Raw genomic sequence first — 21,887 nt, 5'->3', positions numbered from 1 at the left:
TCTTTAAAAAGTAGCTGTAGTAAAACAAGATTCATTATTTAATTTTTAGACTCCAACAGATTTTTTGCTTTGACTCAATGCTTGATCATGATTGAATGAGACAAAAAAAAGCCCCGTTGGTGCAGAAGACACAACAGGGTTTATTTAGACTTAAATGGTCATTAAAACCTATGATCTTCCAAAGGCTGAGGATGATGATGGCTAAAATGATGATGTCTGTAGTTCATAAGACGCTCCATTTAAAGGGAATCTTCAGACTAAATTAATATTTATCTAATGTCAAGATTTTTATACTTGAAAGAAATCGATTAATTTCTTTCTTACTTTAATACATATGGATTATTTACTTAATCCAACTAATTTTAATTATGCATAATTTAAATTAATAATTTTATAATTCTTGAAATAAATTTAATCTACTAATAAATTTTGTTTTTCTTTAATAGATTGTAAATATTAATATTTAGTTACTTTTTCCCAAAAGGTTGGATTGAAGAATCGTTCCTAATATTTTCTACTAAGGTTTTATATGGATTATCTATTTTTCCAGAGTCAAAAATTTCATTTAATACAAAATACAATCTAATCCCAGATTTCTTTATTTGATTTCCAATTATATCAGCTCTATCATCATGATAAGATTTCCAGTTTTTAGTAAAAGAAGCTGTTATAGTGGCTTGGGAACTAAAATCTGAAGTTGGTAATTTAATATCAGTATAAACACTTTTAACAGCAGTTTTATATGAATCTAAAACCCATCCTTCTATTAAGCTTTCATTTGAAGAATTTTCTAATGAATTTGTTAAAAATTTAAAATTTTTATTTTTAATTATAGAAATAGAATCTTTTTTAGTAGCATTCGTTTCTTCAGTTGTATAAATACCTTTTTTAGTTCGCTCAGGATCATAAGCAAATTGAAAATAAATATTTAGCGAAGAATCCCAAATTTTATGCATATTATTAGCTGATGAAGATGTCCCATCAATATTGATAATGTTAACTGGCTTATCAAGTTTAATATTATTTCCACCTGCGTCTGTAAAATCACCTGAAACAAGTTCTGCACTATGCAAAGGCTGACCAATATCACCCACAATATGCAAGACCATTCGCAGAGCTATAGCCTTTTTCACATCACTTTCTGAGTTAGTTAATAAAGTTTTAATAGAGCTTTTTAAACAATTTACTGAATTATAATTGCTCTTTGCTACAGCATCTTTTAATTTAGCCATAGCTTCATCATCATTTATATCTTTGCCAATCATTTCTTTAGTAAGGGGTACATCTGTATAATGGCAAGTTGAGTAGTTCTCGGTTTCTCTATATCCTTTAATATTATCCGCCCAAGAGGCTGCAGTATCCATTGTAGAAGAATTTCTTGCTAATTCTTCACTGCCAGGAGTCGCTATCGCTATTTTTAATAGTCGATACACTTCAGTTTTTGTTTTTTCTGATATTTTTTGTTCTGCTATTCCAGCAATCAATTGATGTGATTGATCCCAAAAAGCAAAAGATTTATTCATACTTAGAAAATTTACACAAGTTATTATAGCAAATACCTTTCCTTGAATTCGCATTGCTTCTCCTATGGATATTCATTAAATATTAATTTAAATCATAGTACGTTTTTATCTGGCTATCATCTTGACTTGCTTTACCTGTAATAAGAGACTGATTAAGGAGGCTCATGAATGTTAAAAACAATTAAAATGTTACATGTCTTTTTACTCCTTTCTTTTACAATTTGCGTGCCAAGTATCATTGCGGCTCCAAGTAAAGGAGAAGTTGTTAAAAAAGAAAAAACAACGAAAATAAAAAAGAAATCAAATAAACAGCAAAAAGCGTCTAGCCAACAAAAAACAGCTCTTGCTGAACTGCCAGTTCCCAAGGGACATGCCGAAGTTGTGATGATCACAAACTTTGGAAAAATAAGACTAGATCTTTTTAAAGATAAGGATCCCGAAACTGTAAATAATTTTCTCGAGTATGTCAAAGCGGGTTACTATAATAATACTATTTTTCATAGAATTGTTGATGGTTTTTTAATTCAAGGAGGAGGTTATGACATTCATTTTAATGAAAAAAACCCGCTATTTCCTCCAATCAAAAATAATTCTAAAAATGGATTTAAAAATTTAATTGGAACTATTGTCATGGCTAGAAAACAAAGTGATCCCAATTCAGCAACTTCACAGTTTTTTATAAATTTATCAAACAATTCATATTTAGATTATTCATCTACTGAAGAAGGCTACACTGTATTTGGAAAAGTAATCTCTGGAATGGAAATTATTCAGAAAATAGCACGAATAAAAATAGGCCAAAGAGAAGGAATGTATCATGTTCCCTTTTATCCAGAAGAAGCTATTATTAAAGAGGCTTTTCTAGTGGAGTAGCTAAATATTTACCAGGTTTTTCATTAATTATAATTGTTCCATTTCCTTTATTTTTTAATTCATCTAAAATCATTTTAGTTTCTAAGGTATAAAAAGTAACAGTTATTTTATCTAGATAAATTGGTTTATCATAAACTATCTTTTGGCTTTTGAAAAAATGTTCTATTTTATTCCAAAACTCATAATCTAAACTCATTTCAAAGGCATGATAAAAAATATGTTCTTCAATCCCTGAATGCTTAATTGCCTCTTGAGTTGCTGCAGTATAAGCCCTAATCAAACCTCCTGCTCCTAATTTAATTCCACCAAAATATCTTGTAACAACAACTGAAATTTTTTGTAAATTGTTCTTTTTTATGCATTCAAGAATTGGTTTTCCTGCAGTGCCAGCAGGTTCTCCATCATCACTAGAACGCATTTCATTGTTATTAATTAAAAATGCAGAACAATTATGAGTGGCATCCCAATATTTATGCTTTATTCCCGCAATAAATTCAGTCGCTTCTTGCTCTGAAACCACTTTGTTTATTGAGGCAATAAATTTTGATTTTTCAATTATAATTTCACAACTGACATTTTTTCCAATTGTGCGATAATTCTCGAACATATCAATTACTTTTAATTAAAAACAGTGTTACTTCTTGTTTATTATTATATAATTGTCTTGCAAATAAAATTTTAGCATTTTTCTTTTTAAAAGTATTCACAATTTTATCAAATTCAGTTCCGAAATCAGAAATATTATGAATTTTATAAGTGAAAATAACGTATCCTTTATTTTCTAAATTTTGAATAAAACCAGCGCAAATTTCAGCTGAAATGAGAGCAGGACCATTCATATCACATACTATACAAGAAAATTGCAGATCAGGTCTATACTCTCTAGCATCTTTATTGATGAAATGTACTAAAGGATTTTGCAAAAGTTTTTTATCTAATAAAGCTTTATCAACAGCCCAAACATGATTTTGTCTATTAACCAATTCACTTGTAATTCCTCCTGGTGCGGCTCCTAATTCCAAGTAATTACTTTTCTCGGGCAATTTAAATCCATTTAAATTCATCAATTCGGCAGCTTCAACAAATTTAGCCGCAGCTCTGCTTGCTGTATCTTCGCTTCCTGTACTGACGTATCTTCTTCCGCCTGCAAAATACGAACCTGAAAGCTTGGGAGATAAAATCCCTGCCCAAATGCATTTTTCAGATATTGCAACGATTAAGTTTTTTTGTTCCGGATGTTGGGTTGTTGGGTTTTTTGTCCATTTTATCCTTTCCGCTTTTTTTCTATCAATCTGATTTTGTGTATCTAGTACTTGCAAAAGTCTGCCTCTTATATTTGAAGCTAATATTTGATTTTTTCTTTCTACCGAAAACACAACTGCATTTAAAAAGCTTTGATCTTTGAATTTAGCGAATAAACCTTGAGCGCACTTTTCAATAATTCCCTTTTGTTCAAGTTTTGTTGGCCACATATATTCAATTGGCATAGCAAATTTTACAAATATACTATTTAGAAGCTTTTCTGCTAGGAAGCTATCACCAGCAGTTATCAAATAAAAATCATTGCTTATTTTTTTAATTTCTAATGAACTTTTCAATTGCAATTTTAATAAGTTCTCCCAAACAGGGAAAAAATTTTTTGCCACATGGACTAACCATGAATTCGATTCACTAAAGTGTTCTTTCATTTTTAGAAAATTCCTGATATCAATAGGTTAGAAAATTTACTGGCTAAACCAAACAGGTCACTTACAAGCTCTTACATATTCCCTAATGAAGAGCAACGAAGATTTGTGAAGTATGGCGGTTTTCTAAGATTTTTTTCAGACCTATGTTATTCTAATTTTAAAAGTAAAATGCAAAAAAGTGATGACATCACAGATTGAGGTAATGAAGATGTTCCGCTCGAGAAGTCCAATGGTTAGAAAAACAGATAAAATGACTTCTTTTATGACAGTTTTATCAAGATATGTTCTTTTTTCTAGCATATTTTGGGTTCTATTTTCATTAGCTTGCTTCATACTTTTATACAATCCGAATTACGGAGAAAGTTCAAAGCTAACCTTATTATCTTCATGGCACCTTATAGCATTTTCAATGCTCGTTATCGTAGGAATTCTTCTTTTTTCTGCTCTTTTAGGAGCTATCATATCAATTCCATCAATTCTTTTAAAAATAATAATGAAAATTAGGGTTGATAAAAAAAGTCTTAAAGGACAAAAACCAATCATTTTAATCTATCTATCAATTTATTTTCCAATTTTACTTTGTATTGCATCTAATTTAATCGTATTATTAATAAGTACCAGTTCAACACCACAGCAAATGAGAAACTGGTTAGATCCTAATTTTAAATTGTATAAAATTCAATATAAGATTTATAATAATATATTTGAAATTAAAAAAAACAATCTTTATAAAACTTGGAAAAATGCAGGAAAAGAATTAAATAAAGATTCTAAATTTATTTTTCTTATTCCACAAAATTTGCTGCTTTATAAAGATTTATTTACTGAAACTAAAAAAATACTCCAAAAAGAAAATCAGTGGCTTTTGTACTTACCTACAAAAGAGTCCATTACTGCGTCAATTTTAAATACAACTTACTTTGCAGATGAACGTCTTTTTTTGCCTGCTCCTCTGCAGAATAGTGAAGATAAACATTTTATGGAAAACAATAATGAATTAAACTTTATTGGTATAAATGGAAGAAATTTATTAAATTTCAATCATATTTTTCCTAAAGATAATTTAGCAAGCAATATTAATAATACATGGTTCAACATTTTTTTAAATCGCTTTGCTATTTCACAACCACAAATATATCTATTTTTTCGTTTAGGAATTATATCTTCTATTTTTAACACATGGCACTGGGAAAATCTTATTAATTCAAATAACTATCTACTTTTTTCATATGGGATGAAAATTGCAAGTTTATCCACCAAAAAAGAAAATTTTGTCTTATTTTTAACAGAACTTGAAGGAAAAAAAGTAAATAGTTTTTTTAATGCTATTGACTGGCCTGAAAATATTTCTAAAGATGAATTTGAAAAAATACTGAAAGAAATTGACTTAAATTTATCTATTGCAATTAGAGGATTGAAAGACTCCGGAATTGAAAAAATTGTAGTTGCCCCATACAAACAAGGAAGTAACAATTTAGAAAGTAGTTTAGGTTTTTCAAATTTTGATTTCAAAGATCAATTGATGAATACAGAAATTCTTCATAAAGAATTATTTAATAGTATTAGTACAGAAAATTGTCATCCTCTGTTAATTAATTTTAATTTAAACAGCAATAAAAATAGTACAAAAATTGTAAATACATTTTTACTTGATACAATAAGTCCTAAAAACGACTCTTATCCTTCAATTAAGTCAGATTATACTTTAGCAATCAAAGAAGAAATGCGGTATGGAGTAATATGCCAGATCCCAAAAAAATCGACTTATATTACAATAAGTAAAGAAAATTATCTTGCAAAAGATAAAATTGTTTTAAGAACAGGATATAAGAATATTTATCAGCAAATTTTTAAAGAGCAAGAAAAAAAGAATAAAAAATCTGAAAAAGAAGATAATACTAATTATAAATCAATAAAATCAGAAATTAATATTGCTGATTTTTTAAAACAATTTGATATATTCAAAATTAATATGGATCCATACTTAAACTACGCTCTAGTTACTGATACAGAAAAAGAACAATTTATTAAAGTATATGGTAACGAAGTTAAAGAAAATTTTCAGTCTTATATTCAATACTTTACTAAGTAGGGTTAACTATGCCATTGCGTTCATCGAGACTTTCAAAGTGGTCTATTTATATTATCTTATCTTCTATTTTTTTAGCTATTTCTGTTCTTATTTTTTTAATCATTATTTACTTTTATCCCATACCCGCAGTTACAAATAATTTTCAACATGCACAATTTTCAAGATTTATATCACCTTGGCCGATGTCAGCTTTAGATCAAGAACTCATTGAAAGAAGAAGATTAAAAAGATACGCAAAAGGCGAGCAGCTAAGAAGAATGGAAAAGCAATTACAACGGATGGAATTATTAAATATTCCAATTTATGATTTATTTTTAGATGCAAATGCTGAAGTATATATTCCTAGATTTGTAAATTCTCAAGATATTTCTTCTTTTTTATGGCCTATTTTACCAGGTAGAAAAATTTTTTCTAATTCAAATAATTCTAATTTTTATAGAAAATCATCAAATATTATTTTTCCATATAGTCATTGGGCACAACTCTCTGAAGGAATTATTTTGCAAGGTGGAGAGGAAGTAAAAGCTACAATCCCTCTTGTTAAAGGAAGAAGAGCTTTTGCTTTTAATTTGTTTTTACTTTCCCCAGGAAGTATAAGAATAAATTTAGGGCAGTATGTTTGGTCAAAGTCCTTTACAGATGACGATGTGCAAAAAAAACTACACTTCTCAATTCCTATCAACGACTCAACTGCTACTTCAATTAAAGTAGCAAGTATTTCTTCAAGTTTTTATCTATTAAATGCTAATGTAAATCATATAGAGCATACAGGTAGATCTAGTATCCACATATCTGCAACAAGCAACTTTTGGACAGCTAATAAAGATTATTTAATTTCAAATCAAAAATCAGTTGAAGAAAATGACATTGAAACAAACGATCAAGAGGATTTAGAAGAAGAAAAATTATTGGAAGAAGGAAAGCCAGAAGAAGCAAAATTTGATGAACTGGTTACAAATCAAAAACCTGTTAATGGTCCCAAAAAAGATCCAAAGAAAAACGATCAAACAATACAAGATCCATTAAATCAAATTGCAAATCAACAAATTATTACAAATGATTTATATACAACAGCTTTTGGATATAATATAGTATTCCTACAGTTACCTAAATTAAGTGGTAATATACTTCAAAATAAAAAATTACTCTCAAAATCAGCTCCAAATATATTTAAATTGATGGAACAATCTGTAATTTTTAATAATTCAATTGAAATATCTGAAAATGTATCCGAGAATTTTCGAAAATTTATTTACTCAAATACACCACAATTAAATTCAGAAAACTTACCTATAATAAAAGAAGAAATTAATGAAAATAAAAATAATAATACTTATTACTTGCTAAGAAAATATGGGTATAACATTGTAGGTATTACATATCCAGAATCGTATTTTTACTCTCGAGGAATTAGTGAGACTAGTGATTTTTCTTCCCTTTATGGCAAATGGCTAGAAAAAAATGATTGGAACTTTGCAAGCAAAAACATAAAAATAGATGATCGTAACTTACCTGTAACAGGATTAGACGCTATATTTAAAACTGGTTCAAAGGGAATTTCACCACCTCTAAACTCTAAAGATTTTTCTATTATTTCGAATTATCTTGCACAGACTTCTAAAAATATAGGAAATATTCCTGACTGGGGTGCGAATGAGTATATTTTAGTCAATAACAAAGATTTATATGTACCAAGAGTTGTAGAAGCTTTTCAAAATTGGTCGAAAGAAAATCAACAATCCCGATTTCTCTCACATATTCTTTTAGATTCAGAATTAAATATTTTTCATCCAAGCATAAAAGAATTAGGTAAAGCAATTGCAACACTAGGTTTTTCCTCTATTCTAAGTCCTTTTGAAGTTAATAATGTTGCAAATATTACGTTTATTGATAAAGCTGTAGGGCAAATTTTAGATACTATAAAAGCTAGAAAAATAGAAAATAGAACAATTATTTTTGCATTAATTCCTAGCGATAAAAATGGAAAATCTCATAGTGCGACAGGGGTTTTCAAAATTCCAGGTTTAGTTCCTAAAAAAAATATTGAATTTAATAAAATAAATATAGAGGATATTGTTTTAAATATCTTAACAAATGTAGGAATTCCATTAGAAAAAACTAATACAAATATTTTAGAAAATTTAAAAAATGAAGAATATATATCTTATAAAGAAAAGAAAAATAAAATATTAAATAACTATATGAAATATACGCTTGTGATAAAGCCAGACGAAAATAATTGTTCTTCTTTTATATGGAATTCTCAACAAGAGCAAATTACTAATATTCAATCAAACTATCCTATTCATCAATTATTATCGGACAATCAACTTGAAATTTTTCCTTGTGCAATTAAAGGAAAGTACATTTATTTAAATTGGTTTCAACGACAAAATATTTCTCAAAATAGTAATAGTTATCTTGATAATTACTTAGGTGGATTCTTTCAATATAAAAAAGACGGAATTTTATTACCAAATTTTTACTTTGGAAAAAGACTTATCCCTTTTGATAATATAGCTTTTTATTTTGATAGCCTTAAGAAAGAAGAAATTGAATCTATCTTTACTATTGAAGAAAAATACTTAAAAAAGGGAATAAAGAATTTTCACGATAATTTTCAAGCTAGCGATGTTTTTGAAAGTAAAAATGTTGATGAACAAGAACTTTCTAAAAAAACAAAGATTGGATTTTCTATCACTCCGCTTTAATTTATCATAGGTAACTTTTACCCATTCTTCAATAAATAAACAACCGAAAAGTAATAACATTTCTTTTCAAAAAGGTTGGTTTTTTATGATTAATATTGGCCACAGAAGAAAAGTGCACATATTTTTCTTAGTTTTTGCAATGTATTTTCCAAAAACTTATGCCGAATCCATTCCAACTGATTGGAATGGTTCTCGATCAGCTGGAATGGGGTCATCTTTTACAGCAAATTCAAATGATGAAACAGCAATCTTTGCAAATCCATCTGGTATCAGTGAAACAAGAAATCCTTTAGCAAAAAGATTTCTCCATGAATTAAAATTGCCTGATCTCCAAGTTGGCGGAAATCCCCAAATGTTATCCAATTTAAGTAGTGATCCTACAAATTGGGGATTTGATATGTATCGATCCGCAAAAGCAAATTTTGGGAATCAATCTTATCTTCTTCTTCAGAGTTTTAATGAAATTATAGTAGGAGCAAAAAATTCTCTTACCATTTTGCTTGGAGTACCAATCAGAAGTGAAAATAAAATGGCTTTTATTGATCCAAACTCTCCTAGCAAAGCCTATTTTGTTTCAACCACAACAGCTACAGGAGCAATTGGAATTGCAGGTGCATCGACAAGAGGTTTTTTTAGATATGGAATTTCACTTCGTCCCAATTATCGTGTGGATTATCAGACTCAAAACCTTGATACTAATAAATATAATTCAACCAACGATCTTGTAAATGTAAGTAATAATTTGGGCTATCAGACCACTGCATTTGCTACCGATGCTGGTTTTTCATTAACAGCTGCTGACTATTGGTTTCCTACTTTTGCCGTTGCTGTTAGAAATATCCCTACTGGTTGTATAAATAACTACACAAATCCTATGACACAACAAACCGAGACAATGTGCGGAACATTACGAGATGGGGCAAATACATCTGCACCTAATACATCAAAAATTGACCCCACAGAACTTAGAGCTGGTCTGTCATTAACTCCAAGGGGAAAAATAGGAAAATCAAAAGTAAATCTTCGACTTTCTGTCGATGCTTATCCAATTCCTCTGCAAGTTTCACAAAACAATTATGGAGTGGATGGTTTAAATTTAAACCAAATATTGCATGCAGGAGCTGAACTCTTTTTTGGTAATGTTCTTTTGCAACAAGGTTTTGCTTTGCGCGGAGGACTCATGGAAGGTGGGCCGACATGGGGTGCTTCTATGGATATTGCCTTTTTATCTATCGAATACTCCTCTTATTTAGTAACCGATACTTTACCAACAACCACTTCCGCTACAAATAAATTTGTTGAAAGAAGACACTTGCTAGGGATCTCATATCACTGGTAACATGCCCCATAAAACTTGAGCTATTTCAGCTCAACTTTCTTTTAAAATAAAATTAAAGGACTACGACTTGAAAAAATATCATACTTTAAAATGCATATTAGGTATAAATTTTGTTTTTTTATTAACAAGTTGTACATCTATGAATGGTAAAAAAGAAAATGTTAGTATTGTTAATCCCCCAATAGTAAATCCAAGTCCTTCCGTTATTCCAAATTCAACAGGGAAAAACAATTCCACTAAAAGTACTGAATTTAAAGAATACCTTGAAATAATTAGTGACATTGAAGAACAGTTTTTAGCTCAAAACTGTGTTGAGGTTTTAAGTAAGGTTAAAAAGTTAGAAAATTTAGTAAAGAATATTAATTTAAATTCACTGCCTCCACTTGCCCAAGCTGCAATTTATTCCTGCGATGCTAGAGCTGGAATGGACAATCCTTTACGAGTACAAAAAGCTGTAACTGTTCTGCAAGGACTCTCTCTACGTTACCCAGTGATCCATGAACCTTGGTTGCATAATATGCTGTCAGACTTTTACTTTGCTTTGGGTGATAAACAAAATGCATTAGCAGAAAAACGTCTTGCAAGGGACCTCATATTAGCTCAACAACAAGATATTTCTTCATTAAATGCACAAATTTTGCAAATTAATCCTAGCGAGCCAGGACTATCGCAAAATAGTAACAGCAATAACGAATCAAGTGGTAATTTTAATCAAGACCAAATTGCAGCTTCGGCTTCCCAAATGTTGAATAATGATTCTCCTGAGCAAGCAATTGCTTTAATAGATTCCATTCCCCCAAATCAAAGAAATGATAATTTAAAGCGAATTCGCTCCGATGCTATAAATTCTCTTGTTACAAATTTACGTTATAAAGTTCGCGCTCTATTTGTCCGCTCAACTCAACAAACAGGTTCAGCTAGAAAAGAAACTTTACAACAAAGTGAACAAATCCTTAAAGGAATAATAAAAAATTATCCTGAATACACTGATATGGCTGCAGTGCAAAATAATTTAAAACAAGTACAACGTGAATTAGCAAAACCTTAAGGAAACAAAATATGTTGCAAGAAACATTAAATGAATTAACAGCATCAAATTTTTCAATGTTAAATGATTGCTTTGATAAAATTTCTGCATGGCTAAATGATTCTTCTATTAATGATGAAGACAAACAAGAAATACTTAGCTTAATTAAAAATAAAAAAACTGAAGAATTACGCGATAGATTTTATCGTGATCTTGAATTTGGTACTGGTGGTATGCGTGGCGTTTTGGGTATGGGAGCTAATCGTTTAAATAAATATGTTATTCGCCGTGCAGTTCAAGGAGTTGCAAATTATATCAAAAAATTTGGTTCTGAAGGTTGTTCTAGGGGAGTTGCAATAGCCCATGATTCCCGGAATTTTTCTAATGAATTTGCTAAAGAGGCTGCATGTGTCTTAGCCGCAAATGGAATAAAATCATATTTATTCCCAACATTACAAACAACACCTTGTTTATCTTTTGCTATAAGAAGATTAAATTGTATTAGTGGCTTTTGTATAACGGCAAGCCACAATCCACCACAATACAACGGTATTAAAGTTTATTGGGAATATGGTTCGCAAATTATTTCACCCCAAGATGAAGAAATTCTTTCTCACGTCTTTGCATTAAAAAATTATTCTGACGCAAAATATATTTCTTTTTCACAAGGTATTGATCAAGGTTTTATTCAATTCATATCTGAAAATACTATTGATGATTATTTTAATGATTTACAAAATTTAAGCATTTTAAAGGATAACTCAAAAAAAGATTTTGAAATTGTTTATACACCATTACATGGCACTGGTAAAATACCAACTTTAAGAGCCTTAAATAATTTTGGTTTTAAAAATGTGTTCGTTGTTCCTGAACAAGGTGAACCAAATGGTAATTTTCCAACTGTAAAAAAACCTAACCCCGAAGAAGCCGATGCTTTATCTTTAGCAATATCTTATGCTAAAAAAAGAAACTCAAAATATATATTCGCCACAGATCCTGATTCCGATAGGCTTGGAATAGCTGTTTTTGATCCTAATATGTCAAAAGGATTAATGAAATCTCAAGCTAAAGATGACTACATAATTCTTAATGGAAATCAAACCGCTTGCTTAATTATCGATTTTATTTTATCCGCTAGAAAAAATTCTGGCATTTTAAAACCTCAACACAAAATAATAAAAACAATTGTTACTTCAGACTTAGTTGCAAATATTTGTAATTCATATGGAGTAGATTGTTTTAATACTTTAACGGGTTTTAAATGGATTGCTGGACTAGTCCAAAAATGGGAAAAAGAAAAAAATGGCTTTGAATATCTATTTGGTACTGAAGAGAGCTTTGGGTACATGCCTAATAATAACGTAAGAGATAAAGATGCCATCGGTGCAATGTGTCAAGCTGCAGAAATGCTTGCCTTTATTGAAGGTCAAAACAAATCACTATGCGAATATCTATTTGAAATTTTTGAGAAATATGGAGCTTGGCAAGAGCATCTCATCAATGTAGATCTTTATGGAGAAGAAGGTTCACTAAAAATTTCTAAGATGATGCAGACGATGCGAGAAAAGCCTCTTATGGAATGGTGCGGAGAAAAAGTAGTTAATATTATTGACTATTTAATTCCAGAAACACAAGTAAAATATCAAATTCCAAAATCTAATGTACTCCAATTTTTACTTACAGATGGCAGTAAAATATCTATGCGTCCGAGCGGAACAGAGCCAAAACTTAAATTTTATCTATCTGTTTGCACTAAAGAAACTGATACACAAGCAGCATATCAAAGAACTTTAAATAAAATCGATATTTTATCCAAAGAAGTTCATCGTTTTATCGAACTTTTTTAATAAAAAACATTAAAAAATTGTTCAAAAACCCTCTATTTTATCCGAACACAAAGAATATGGGGGCTTTTCTAAAATGCAATCACTGGACCAAGACGTATTAATAAGAGATGTTTTACTATTTATAGCCGCTCTTATTGGTTTAGTCTATATTTTGATTGTTCATTTTAAAGAATCTCGCTTTCATTTTAGGTACCTTGGTAAAATTAATAAAGAAAATAATGATTATGATTTTTCTAAACTCGAATGGTTTGGTCAATTTTCAAGTTTTTACTCATTAACTTTTGATGAGCCCCATGTCATTTGGGAAATAAATATGTTTTCTATTAGAATGATTAAAAAAGATAAAAAATTCTCATCTTTTGCTGGTTTTTCATGGTTTGAATTTTCTAAATCTCAGTCAACTACTGAAAAGATAATGGCACCTATTTTAAGAAAAATATTTCTAAAATACCGCATAAAATATGAAAAAATTCATCCAATAAAAGTAGTTAGAGTTCCAAAGGAATCTGTTCATTTGTATACCTGGTTACAAAATGAAACACATACAACAACAGCTATTTTTAACTTCCTTGATGAAGCATTATATATTTCTTCAGAATCTAAAGTTTATCCAAGTCTGTCAATAGTATGGGATGATGTCATTTATGTAGAAGTTATTTTACCAAATAGTGTGAATATTAATAATTTAGATAAAAAATTTGAAAAAATAATTGGGGTTGAATATACTAAAACAGAATCAACAATTCATTTAAAACTTTGGGTTGCATTTAGTATTGAAAAAATTCCGAATTCTTTAAAAGAAAAAGAAAAGAAAATTGGAAATCTGCCTTCTTACTACAAAGTTTCTTAGCTAATTAATTTCAATATTTCTTCTCTAATAACATCTTTCGCATATTTTGGAGCTTGTTCTTTAACCCATTTATCAATTAATTCTTTCATATAGTTTTCAATTTCAGTAGATTTTATGTCTATATGAATAGCCTCTTTTTCTTTCATTTCATGAATATCTAAGATACTATCAATTAATTTTTTCCACTCAACACTCTCAAATGGTTTTTGGAGAAAAAAGTATTTATTGGTTTTCGGGATATTTTCAATTTCTTGTTTACTTTCATAAATTATTAATAACCTCTGATTTTCAATCTTTTTTTTATCTAATGCATTGTAAAATTTTGAGTTGACTATTAATAAATCAAAATTATTTTTACTGACTTCTAAATCAAAATTTTTACTGTTACTTACTATAAAAATTTTGTATATATTTTCATTAGCTAGGATTAATTTTATTGCTTTATGCAAAGAGAGGCTATTTTCTAAAAAGAGAATATTTTTCATATTTTCTCCATCAAATTATTTTAATATTTTATCTAGTCTCCTTGCCCTCATTATAGCCCTAAGCTAAATTTCTTTTGCTGATTAACTCGCCACATCTTTGGCATATGAAAGTAAGCAAATGATCGGTTTAATTAAATTAAGGAATAGTTATGCAGTCATCAGTATATGCCGGTTCTTTTGATCCTTGGACACAAGGCCATCAATTTGTTTTAGAAACCGCTTTAGAAGTTTTTGAAACAGTTCATGTTGTTTCTGCTGTTAACCCCGCAAAACAAAGTTTGCTGAAACCAGAGGTTCGGGCTCGAGTTATTGCACATTCTATAGATCCCTTTTTAGATTGGTGGGCATTAGATCCGCCTTTTCGGGTTGGTGAAAAAGTAATTGTTACTTCTCAAGAGGGACTTATTGCTGATTATGCTAAAGAAAATAATATCACCCATTTGGTCAGAGGTTTGAGATCAACTTCTGATTTTGAAGCTGAATTTAATTTATATTTCTCCAACCAAGCTATTAACCCTAAACTTCAAACTTGGGCTATTTTATGTCCAAATCATCTTCTCCATTGCTCATCAACTTACGTAAAAACTGTGGTAGGCAAACCACATGTCCGCTCCGTTGGTGCAAAGTTTATAGCTCAATCTTTAATGCTAAATTGGGTAAGAGTTATTGGCCAAATCTTTGATCTCATAGAAACATGCTCAATTCACAGATTTGATATAGATTCTTCTAATTTAACTGAAACAGATTTAAATGAAAGCTTGCAACTATTATTTACAGCCTTAAGTTATAGAATACTTCGCATATCTCGCTCAGTAATGGTAAAAACATCTAAATATGTTGATCAGTTTTTAAAGCATCATGGCTCGCGTCTACGAGAAGAAATTAGAAATCAAAAAACTTATCCTAGAAATGAAATTAATACTCTTTGGGCAATCTTAGCGCATTGCATTGAACAAGACGCAATCTTTCCTGATGGTGTTGAAAGTGGTGTAACTTATTTGCTCTCACTAGCTAAAAATTTAGGAAAAACAACAATTAAACTTTTTAATGAAGATGAAGTAAACGAGGCCTATGAAAACCTAAAAAATAAATAAAGGAAACAGTATGGAGTTAAATGCAAGTGATTTTCTTAATGCGTTTGCTAATCTTGATGAATCACAAAAGTTGATGAAAGATACAGTTAGAAAGTTTGTCACTGAAATATTTCTACCAAACATAACCCTTAATTTTGAACAAGGTTATTTTCCAAAAGAATTTATTACAGAGCTAGGGAAACTAGGATTACTAGGCTGTAACTTAACAGGCTATGGCTGTGCAGGACTAGATGAAGTTTCCTATGGATTAATAATGAAAGAGCTTGAAAGAGGGGACAGTGGCCTGCGGAGTTTTGCAAGTGTTCAAAGCAGTTTAGCAATGTATGCCATTCATGCATTTGGCAGTGAAGAACAAAAAAATACTTTTCTACCATTGATGGCTAAAGGTGAACGCATTGGTTGTTTTGGCTTAACCGAACCAGATTTTGGTTCAAATCCAGCTGGTATGAAAACGTATGCAAAGAAAGATAGTGGTGATTGGATATTAAATGGTTCAAAAACCTGGATAACAAACGCTCCAATTGCTGATGTTGCCGTAGTATGGGCTCAAACAGATGAAGGAATTCGTGGTTTTCTAATAGAAAAAGGAACAAAAGGATTTTCAGCCCCAGAAATCAAACATAAATTGAGTTTAAGAGCTTCTATCACTGGTTCTTTATTCTTTGATCAATGCCGTATTCCAAAGAAAAATCTTTTAGAAAATACTGTCGGATTAAAAAATGCCCTCATGTGTTTAAATCAGGCTCGTTTTGGTATTGTCTTTGGAGTTCTTGGTGCAGCTGAAGATTGTTTACAAGAGGCTATTCAATATACAAAAGAAAGAATTATGTTTAAAAGACCTTTAGCTGGATATCAATTAATTCAACGTAAATTAGCTATTATGGCCACCGAAATTGCCAAAGGAAACTTGTTAGCAATGCAGTTAGCGCATTTAAAGCACATAAAAAAATTGCATCCAGCACAAATTAGTATGGGTAAACAAAATAATGTACAAATTGCATTGGATTGTGCAAGAACTGCAAGAGATATTTTAGGTGCAAATGGAATTAGTGGTGAATACCGCTCTATGCGCCATATGTGCAATTTAGAATCCGTCTATACATATGAAGGCACAAACGATATTCATTTGCTGATTGTAGGAGAAAAACTTACTGGTTTATCAGCGTTTGAATAAAGGAACAAAATTAAATGTTAATTGATACGCATTGTCATCTCGTATCTGATAAATTAAAGGATAATTTATCTGAAATTTTAGCTACAGCGAAAAATAATGGTTTAGAAAAAATAATCAATATTGCCTACGATCCTGAAACAATTCAATTAGGATTACAACAACTTCAATTATCTGAGATGATTTACTTGACTCTTGGTATCCAACCCCACGATGCAGCAAAATTTACCATTTCGGAAGCCGAAATTGTGCGCACACATGCTAAAAGTAACAAAAGGGTCGTTGGTATTGGCGAAATAGGTCTTGATGCCTATTACACTTTATCTCCTATGGAAAATCAAATTGAATGTTTTGAATATTTTTTAGAAATGGCAACTGAATTAAAATTACCAATTGTTGTTCACGTCCGTGAGACTCATGCATTGGTATTAGAAAGAATAAAACAATTTATAAATAAAGGTCTTACAGGTGTTATCCATTGTTTTACTGGTACTTTATCAGAAGCAAAAGATTTTTTAGATTGTGGTTTTTTCTTATCATTTTCAGGAATTGTTACTTTTAAAAATTCAACAAGTCTGCAAGAAGTTGCAAAAATAGTTCCTGAAAACCGAATTTTAATTGAAACTGATAGTCCCTATCTAGCACCAGTACCTAAGCGCGGGAAAATAAACGAGCCCGGAAATTTAAAATACACTTGTGATTTTATAGCAAACCTGCGAAACATATCTTCACAAGAGTTAGCAACTTTGACTAAACAAAATGCAGAAACTTTATTTTTCCGTTTAAAAGATAATTCCTAAGGCTTTAAAGAATGATATTGCAAAATTTAAGACTCCCAATTGATGATTGCCTCCCAGATATACTCGATACCATTAAAAGCAATAATCAAATTATCATCCAAGCTACCCCTGGTGCAGGAAAAACAACGCGTGTACCACCAGCTCTTCTTAATGTTCTACCTGGAAAAATATTAGTATTAGAGCCCAGAAGAATGGCAGCTAAACTATCTGCAGAAAGAGTTGCCCTTGAGTTAAATGAAAAAATTGGGGAGACAATTGGATATCAAATTCGCTTTGAGAACGTTAGCAATGAGGAAACAAGAATAAAATATGTTACTGAAGGAATATTTACACGCCAAATACTTTCAGATCCTTTTTTAACAAATATTTCCTGTGTCATAATTGATGAGTTCCATGAGAGACATCTGCATACAGATATTGCATTAATGTTAGTTAATTATATCCAAAAAAATTTCCGTAATGACTTAAAATTAATTGTAATGTCTGCAACGCTAGACACTGAAAAATTAAACTCCTATCTCAATGAAGCAAAAGTATTTATTTCAGAAGGTAAAAACTATTCTGTTGAAATTGAACATACATTAGATTATGAACTAAAAAAACCTCTACATATTTTGGTTTATAACGCTATTGTTGAGCTTTTAAATAAAAATAAATATCCAGGAGATTTTCTTGTTTTTCTTCCAGGAAGTAATGAAATTCAGCGAAGTGCTGAAACACTAGAAGATCTTGCTTTAAAAAGAAATTTAGAAGTTATACGATTAAAAGCTGATTCTGCAAAGAATGAAATTCAAAAATTATTTTCTAAATCAGAAAAAATAAAAGTTATTCTTGCTACTAATGTTGCAGAAACTTCAATAACTCTCCAAGGTGTAACAAATGTAATTGATTGTGGGTTAGCTAAAATTGCTGGACATGCTAGTTGGAGTGGAATGCCAACATTGGATCTTCTACCTATAAGTCAAGCTTCAGTTATCCAAAGAACAGGCAGAGCAGGAAGAACTGCACCAGGAATAGCTAAGAGATTATTTACATTAAATGATTATCAATCAAGACAAGCATATCAAAAACCTGAAATTCAAAGGGTAGATCTCACCCAAATGATTCTTGAATTGAAAATGATTCAAGAAAAATTAAATATTAAAGAAAGCTTATTTGAGTTACCTTGGTTTGAAAAACCTGCAAGTAATATCTTTCAAGCAAATCTTCAATTATTAAAACAAATTGAAGCTCTTGATGAAAATAATCAGATCACAAATTTAGGAAAAGAAATTTGTTTCTTCCCTCTCCACCCTCGATTAGGAAAAATTTTATCTACTGCAAAAACATTAGAATGTTTACCACAAAGTATTTTAATTGTAGCAATTATAAATGAAGGATTTTTGCTAAAGAAAAACTTTAATTCCCAAGAAATTCACAATTCTGATATTATTTTTCAATTAAATTTATTCAAGAAAAGCGTTAAAAAAGAACATTTAAATAATGAAATAATAAATTACATTGATAAAATTGCAATTCAAAAAATAAATAATTTAGTTCATCAACTTTGTCATATTCTCCATATTAATTATCAAAAATGTTTTACAGATGTATCAGATGAGAAAGTCAGTTTAATACTCATCTCTGCTTATCCAGATAGAATTTGTCAAGTTAGAAAACAAAAAAATAATTCAAATAATTTAAAAGAATTAAATTTATGCTTAGGAGGAGGTGCTGTTCTAGCAAAAAATAGTGTTGTTCAAGATTCTGAATTTATAATTGCTATTGACGCAGAAGAAGCAGCAACAGCGGTTTCACAAGCAAATTCCATCCAAATTAAAATTGCACATGGAATTGAAACTGAATTACTTGTATATGCCTCAGAAGAATTTATGAAAGATGTAGAAGAGTATATATGGGATAAAGATGCTGAACGGGTGAAAGGAATCAGAAAAACATTATATGGAAAACTTTTGCTAGAAGAAAAGCCTATTGCAGAAAATTCAGAGAAATTTAGTGAAATACTTTACAAAGAAATTGCTGCACAATGGCCAAAACCTTTTTCTGATGATTTTGCATATTGTAATTTTAAAAACAAATTCAATCTTGCAGCCCAACAAAATATTACGATAGAAAATATTGATATTAAAAAGTTAGAACTACCATTTATACAGAATTTTATAACTAAAAATAAAAAAAGTTTTTCTGAAATTTTAGAAAAAAATTTAGAAGATTATTTGCAAGAATTATTTGAATCTGAAGATATGCTAAAATTAGAGAATTTATTTCCTAATTATATAAAAATAGGCAAAGGACGAAAAGTAAAAGTTCACTATGAAAGCGATAGACCGCCCTGGATTGCTTCGCGTTTACAAGATTTTTTTGGCACAAAAGAAACCCCAAAAATCTGCAATCAATCAATACCTTTAGTTGTTCACCTACTCGCTCCAAATATGCAAGCAGTACAGGTAACACAAGACCTGTTTAGTTTTTGGCAAAAAAGCTATCATGTTGTGAAAAAAGAACTATCTAGAAAATATCCAAAACACTCTTGGCCAGATGATCCTTTTACTGCTGAACCTCCAGATTTATTTAAAAAAAAGAAAAATTAAAATCCACTATTAATTCTCGCAAAACTTAACTATTATTAAAAATACTTTCATAATATTTTAAAGCATTATCCGAGGAATAAATGGGTGGATAAATTTCAGATAAACATCCAAGATTAGGCCAATCGTTTTTTTCATTAAAAAATTCAAATAATATATTTAATCTACATCTTTCTGCTCCAAGATATTTTTCTTCAAAAAAATCTTCATAGTTTATTCTAAATGCTAATGGGATATGCGCTAAATTTTTTACTCCAATAAATTTTACCTTCTCATTTATAAATTTTTCTTTTAGTTCTAAGGCAAATTCTTTTGTTGAGGAAATGTCTGCCTCACCACTAATAATAAGTGTATTCATGTTCAAATTTTTAAAACTTTGTTCAGAACTTTCGTTACTATAAAAAGGAACATATTGGCATTTATTAATATAATTTTCTATGAAACCAAACTCTTTAATAGTAGCATTATTATTTTTAAAATTTCCAATGATCTCATTACAAAAAATATTGTAATGCAAATATATTGAATACTTAAAGTTCCCTATCTCAGTAACATTTATTTCACTTTTGTATTTAAAAATATTAGTAATTAATTGTTCATCACAGTGTTTAATTCCTGAAATGAGTAAAGCAAATAGTGGTGCTGTATAATTGTATTGAAGAAGCCATAACGAATTCTTAGCTATTAATTCTCTTGTATTTTGATTAAATTGCGCACTACATGTTTTTTGATTTGCAGTATCTCGAAATAGTTTTTTTAAACTGTTAAGGTTATTTACCTGTATTTTATCATTACAATATTTTGCTTGTTTACAATTATCATAAAAACTAAATAATGCTGCTTCTAAATTTCTTTCTAAGAAATTATTTTTCCCCGCTATAAATGGAGATTCTAAATATACCTTTTTGATATTCAAATTTTTTTTATTTAAAACTCTTTGTGCCCATATTGTTCCATAACTTGAAGCATATAAATAAATAGGTACATTAGGATATAAATTAATTAATGCATGAATATCTTGTCCTGCTTGATATGAATTAAAATGTTTTAATTTATCAGGCCACTTACTTTTTAAATAGTCAAAGCAGGATGCAAATTTATTATTATCAATATCCTGAATACTTAATGTCCTTTTGTCATTTGGGCAATGCAAATTTTCTGAATACCCCGTCCCTCTATGATCAGGCATAAGAATTAGGCTCGATTTATCATGTTCATAAAATTCTTTTGCTAAGGAAAGATATGAATTTCCAATACCACCAGGCCCCCCACTCAAAATCAAAATAATTTTTTTAGGATTGTCTTCGCCATATCTTTTAATAAAAAAACCTATTTTTTCAGAATTTTTATCCTCCCAATTTAAGGGTACTTTTATTTTCATACATTTTTCTAACTTACTAAAAGAAGAATATTCACAACGATGCCATTTATTATAAATATGTTGATTTAAATGTGTTGTATTTGTTATTTGATTAAGAAGATCATGTTCAAAAATTTCAATCTTCTTCCTATTAATTTTATTTATACCCCAAAACCACAATATTACAAGAAGAAAGCTAATTCCAAAAAAATTTGGAACAAAATTGATAATATTATTTTTAGAAATTTTTCTGTTAATTTTGTAAAAAATTATTTTAAAAATTTTTCCCATTTTTCCAATCCAATTAGAATTTTCCAAAATATCAAATTCATTAAAAAATAAAATACATTTTATTGTCAAGAAATTAATTACTTATTTTATATTGAAAATAAGTAATTATTCGACAGATAAATTTATGGAAATCTTTATTAAATATTTG

Annotated in this window: 16 protein-coding genes; 11 read left to right on the top strand and 5 right to left on the bottom strand. The window is 29.6% G+C overall.

What is annotated here, in order from left to right:
* Window positions 1-467 precede the first annotated feature (467 nt).
* Entirely contained in the window at window positions 468-1,577 is a 1,110-nt protein-coding gene (locus tag GOY08_RS01980; RefSeq protein ID WP_158996882.1) for a S1/P1 nuclease, read from the bottom strand.
* Between the two features lie 114 nt (window positions 1,578-1,691).
* Here GOY08_RS01980 and GOY08_RS01975 point away from each other — a divergent pair, with 114 nt between their 5' ends.
* Window positions 1,692-2,396 (top strand): peptidylprolyl isomerase, encoded by a 705-nt coding sequence (locus tag GOY08_RS01975; RefSeq protein ID WP_202914009.1) that lies wholly within the window; start codon window positions 1,692-1,694, stop codon window positions 2,394-2,396.
* Here GOY08_RS01975 and GOY08_RS01970 read toward each other — a convergent pair.
* On the bottom strand, window positions 2,371-3,003 hold the full coding sequence (locus tag GOY08_RS01970; RefSeq protein WP_158996881.1) for a YigZ family protein: 633 nt from the start codon (window positions 3,001-3,003) through the stop codon (window positions 2,371-2,373). The genes GOY08_RS01975 and GOY08_RS01970 overlap by 26 nt on opposite strands.
* Before the next feature lies 1 nt (window position 3,004).
* Complete coding sequence (locus GOY08_RS01965) at window positions 3,005-4,084, bottom strand: SAM-dependent methyltransferase (protein WP_158996880.1); 1,080 nt, start codon at window positions 4,082-4,084, stop codon at window positions 3,005-3,007.
* Window positions 4,085-4,292: 208 nt separating this feature from the next.
* Here GOY08_RS01965 and GOY08_RS01960 point away from each other — a divergent pair, with 208 nt between their 5' ends.
* The 6 genes from GOY08_RS01960 (at window position 4,293) to GOY08_RS01935 (ending at window position 13,950) form a co-directional block, all read left to right on the top strand.
* Complete coding sequence (locus GOY08_RS01960; RefSeq protein ID WP_158996879.1) at window positions 4,293-6,176, top strand: hypothetical protein; 1,884 nt, start codon at window positions 4,293-4,295, stop codon at window positions 6,174-6,176.
* Window positions 6,177-6,184: 8 nt separating this feature from the next.
* A complete protein-coding gene (locus GOY08_RS01955; protein ID WP_158996878.1) occupies window positions 6,185-8,887 on the top strand; it encodes a hypothetical protein in 2,703 nt (900 codons plus the stop codon).
* 85 nt (window positions 8,888-8,972) lie between these two features.
* Window positions 8,973-10,226, top strand: a complete 1,254-nt coding sequence (locus GOY08_RS01950; protein WP_158996877.1) for a hypothetical protein — start codon at window positions 8,973-8,975, stop codon at window positions 10,224-10,226.
* Between the two features lie 67 nt (window positions 10,227-10,293).
* Window positions 10,294-11,274: a hypothetical protein gene (locus GOY08_RS01945; RefSeq protein WP_158996876.1), complete on the top strand. Its 981-nt coding sequence runs from the start codon at window positions 10,294-10,296 to the stop codon at window positions 11,272-11,274.
* A gap of 11 nt (window positions 11,275-11,285) precedes the next feature.
* Complete coding sequence (locus GOY08_RS01940; protein WP_158996875.1) at window positions 11,286-13,100, top strand: phospho-sugar mutase; 1,815 nt, start codon at window positions 11,286-11,288, stop codon at window positions 13,098-13,100.
* A 73-nt stretch (window positions 13,101-13,173) separates the two neighbouring features.
* Entirely contained in the window at window positions 13,174-13,950 is a 777-nt protein-coding gene (locus GOY08_RS01935; RefSeq protein ID WP_158996874.1) for a hypothetical protein, read from the top strand.
* Here GOY08_RS01935 and GOY08_RS01930 read toward each other — a convergent pair.
* On the bottom strand, window positions 13,947-14,435 hold the full coding sequence (locus GOY08_RS01930) for a hypothetical protein (RefSeq protein ID WP_158996873.1): 489 nt from the start codon (window positions 14,433-14,435) through the stop codon (window positions 13,947-13,949). The genes GOY08_RS01935 and GOY08_RS01930 overlap by 4 nt on opposite strands.
* A 149-nt stretch (window positions 14,436-14,584) precedes the next feature.
* Between GOY08_RS01930 and coaD the strand changes: the two genes are divergently transcribed.
* From coaD to hrpB, 4 genes are read left to right on the top strand one after another with little or no spacing between them, the layout of a single operon-like run.
* Entirely contained in the window at window positions 14,585-15,529 is a 945-nt protein-coding gene (coaD, locus tag GOY08_RS01925) for a pantetheine-phosphate adenylyltransferase (protein ID WP_158996872.1), read from the top strand.
* 10 nt (window positions 15,530-15,539) lie between these two features.
* A complete protein-coding gene (locus GOY08_RS01920) occupies window positions 15,540-16,703 on the top strand; it encodes an acyl-CoA dehydrogenase family protein (RefSeq protein ID WP_158996871.1) in 1,164 nt (387 codons plus the stop codon).
* A gap of 14 nt (window positions 16,704-16,717) precedes the next feature.
* Window positions 16,718-17,500 (top strand): TatD family hydrolase, encoded by a 783-nt coding sequence (locus GOY08_RS01915; protein ID WP_158996870.1) that lies wholly within the window; start codon window positions 16,718-16,720, stop codon window positions 17,498-17,500.
* 11 nt (window positions 17,501-17,511) lie between these two features.
* A complete protein-coding gene (hrpB, locus tag GOY08_RS01910; protein WP_158996869.1) occupies window positions 17,512-20,091 on the top strand; it encodes an ATP-dependent helicase HrpB in 2,580 nt (859 codons plus the stop codon).
* A 25-nt stretch (window positions 20,092-20,116) separates the two neighbouring features.
* On the opposite strand, the gene GOY08_RS01905 is transcribed toward hrpB, so the two are convergent.
* Window positions 20,117-21,739, bottom strand: a complete 1,623-nt coding sequence (locus GOY08_RS01905; protein WP_158996868.1) for an alpha/beta fold hydrolase — start codon at window positions 21,737-21,739, stop codon at window positions 20,117-20,119.
* Between the last annotated feature and the right edge of the window lie 148 nt (window positions 21,740-21,887).

The organism is Pigmentibacter ruber (genome assembly GCF_009792895.1).
In the GTDB taxonomy this organism is placed as follows: domain Bacteria; phylum Bdellovibrionota_B; class Oligoflexia; order Silvanigrellales; family Silvanigrellaceae; genus Silvanigrella; species Silvanigrella rubra.
This window is presented reverse-complemented; position numbering and strand designations above follow the sequence as displayed.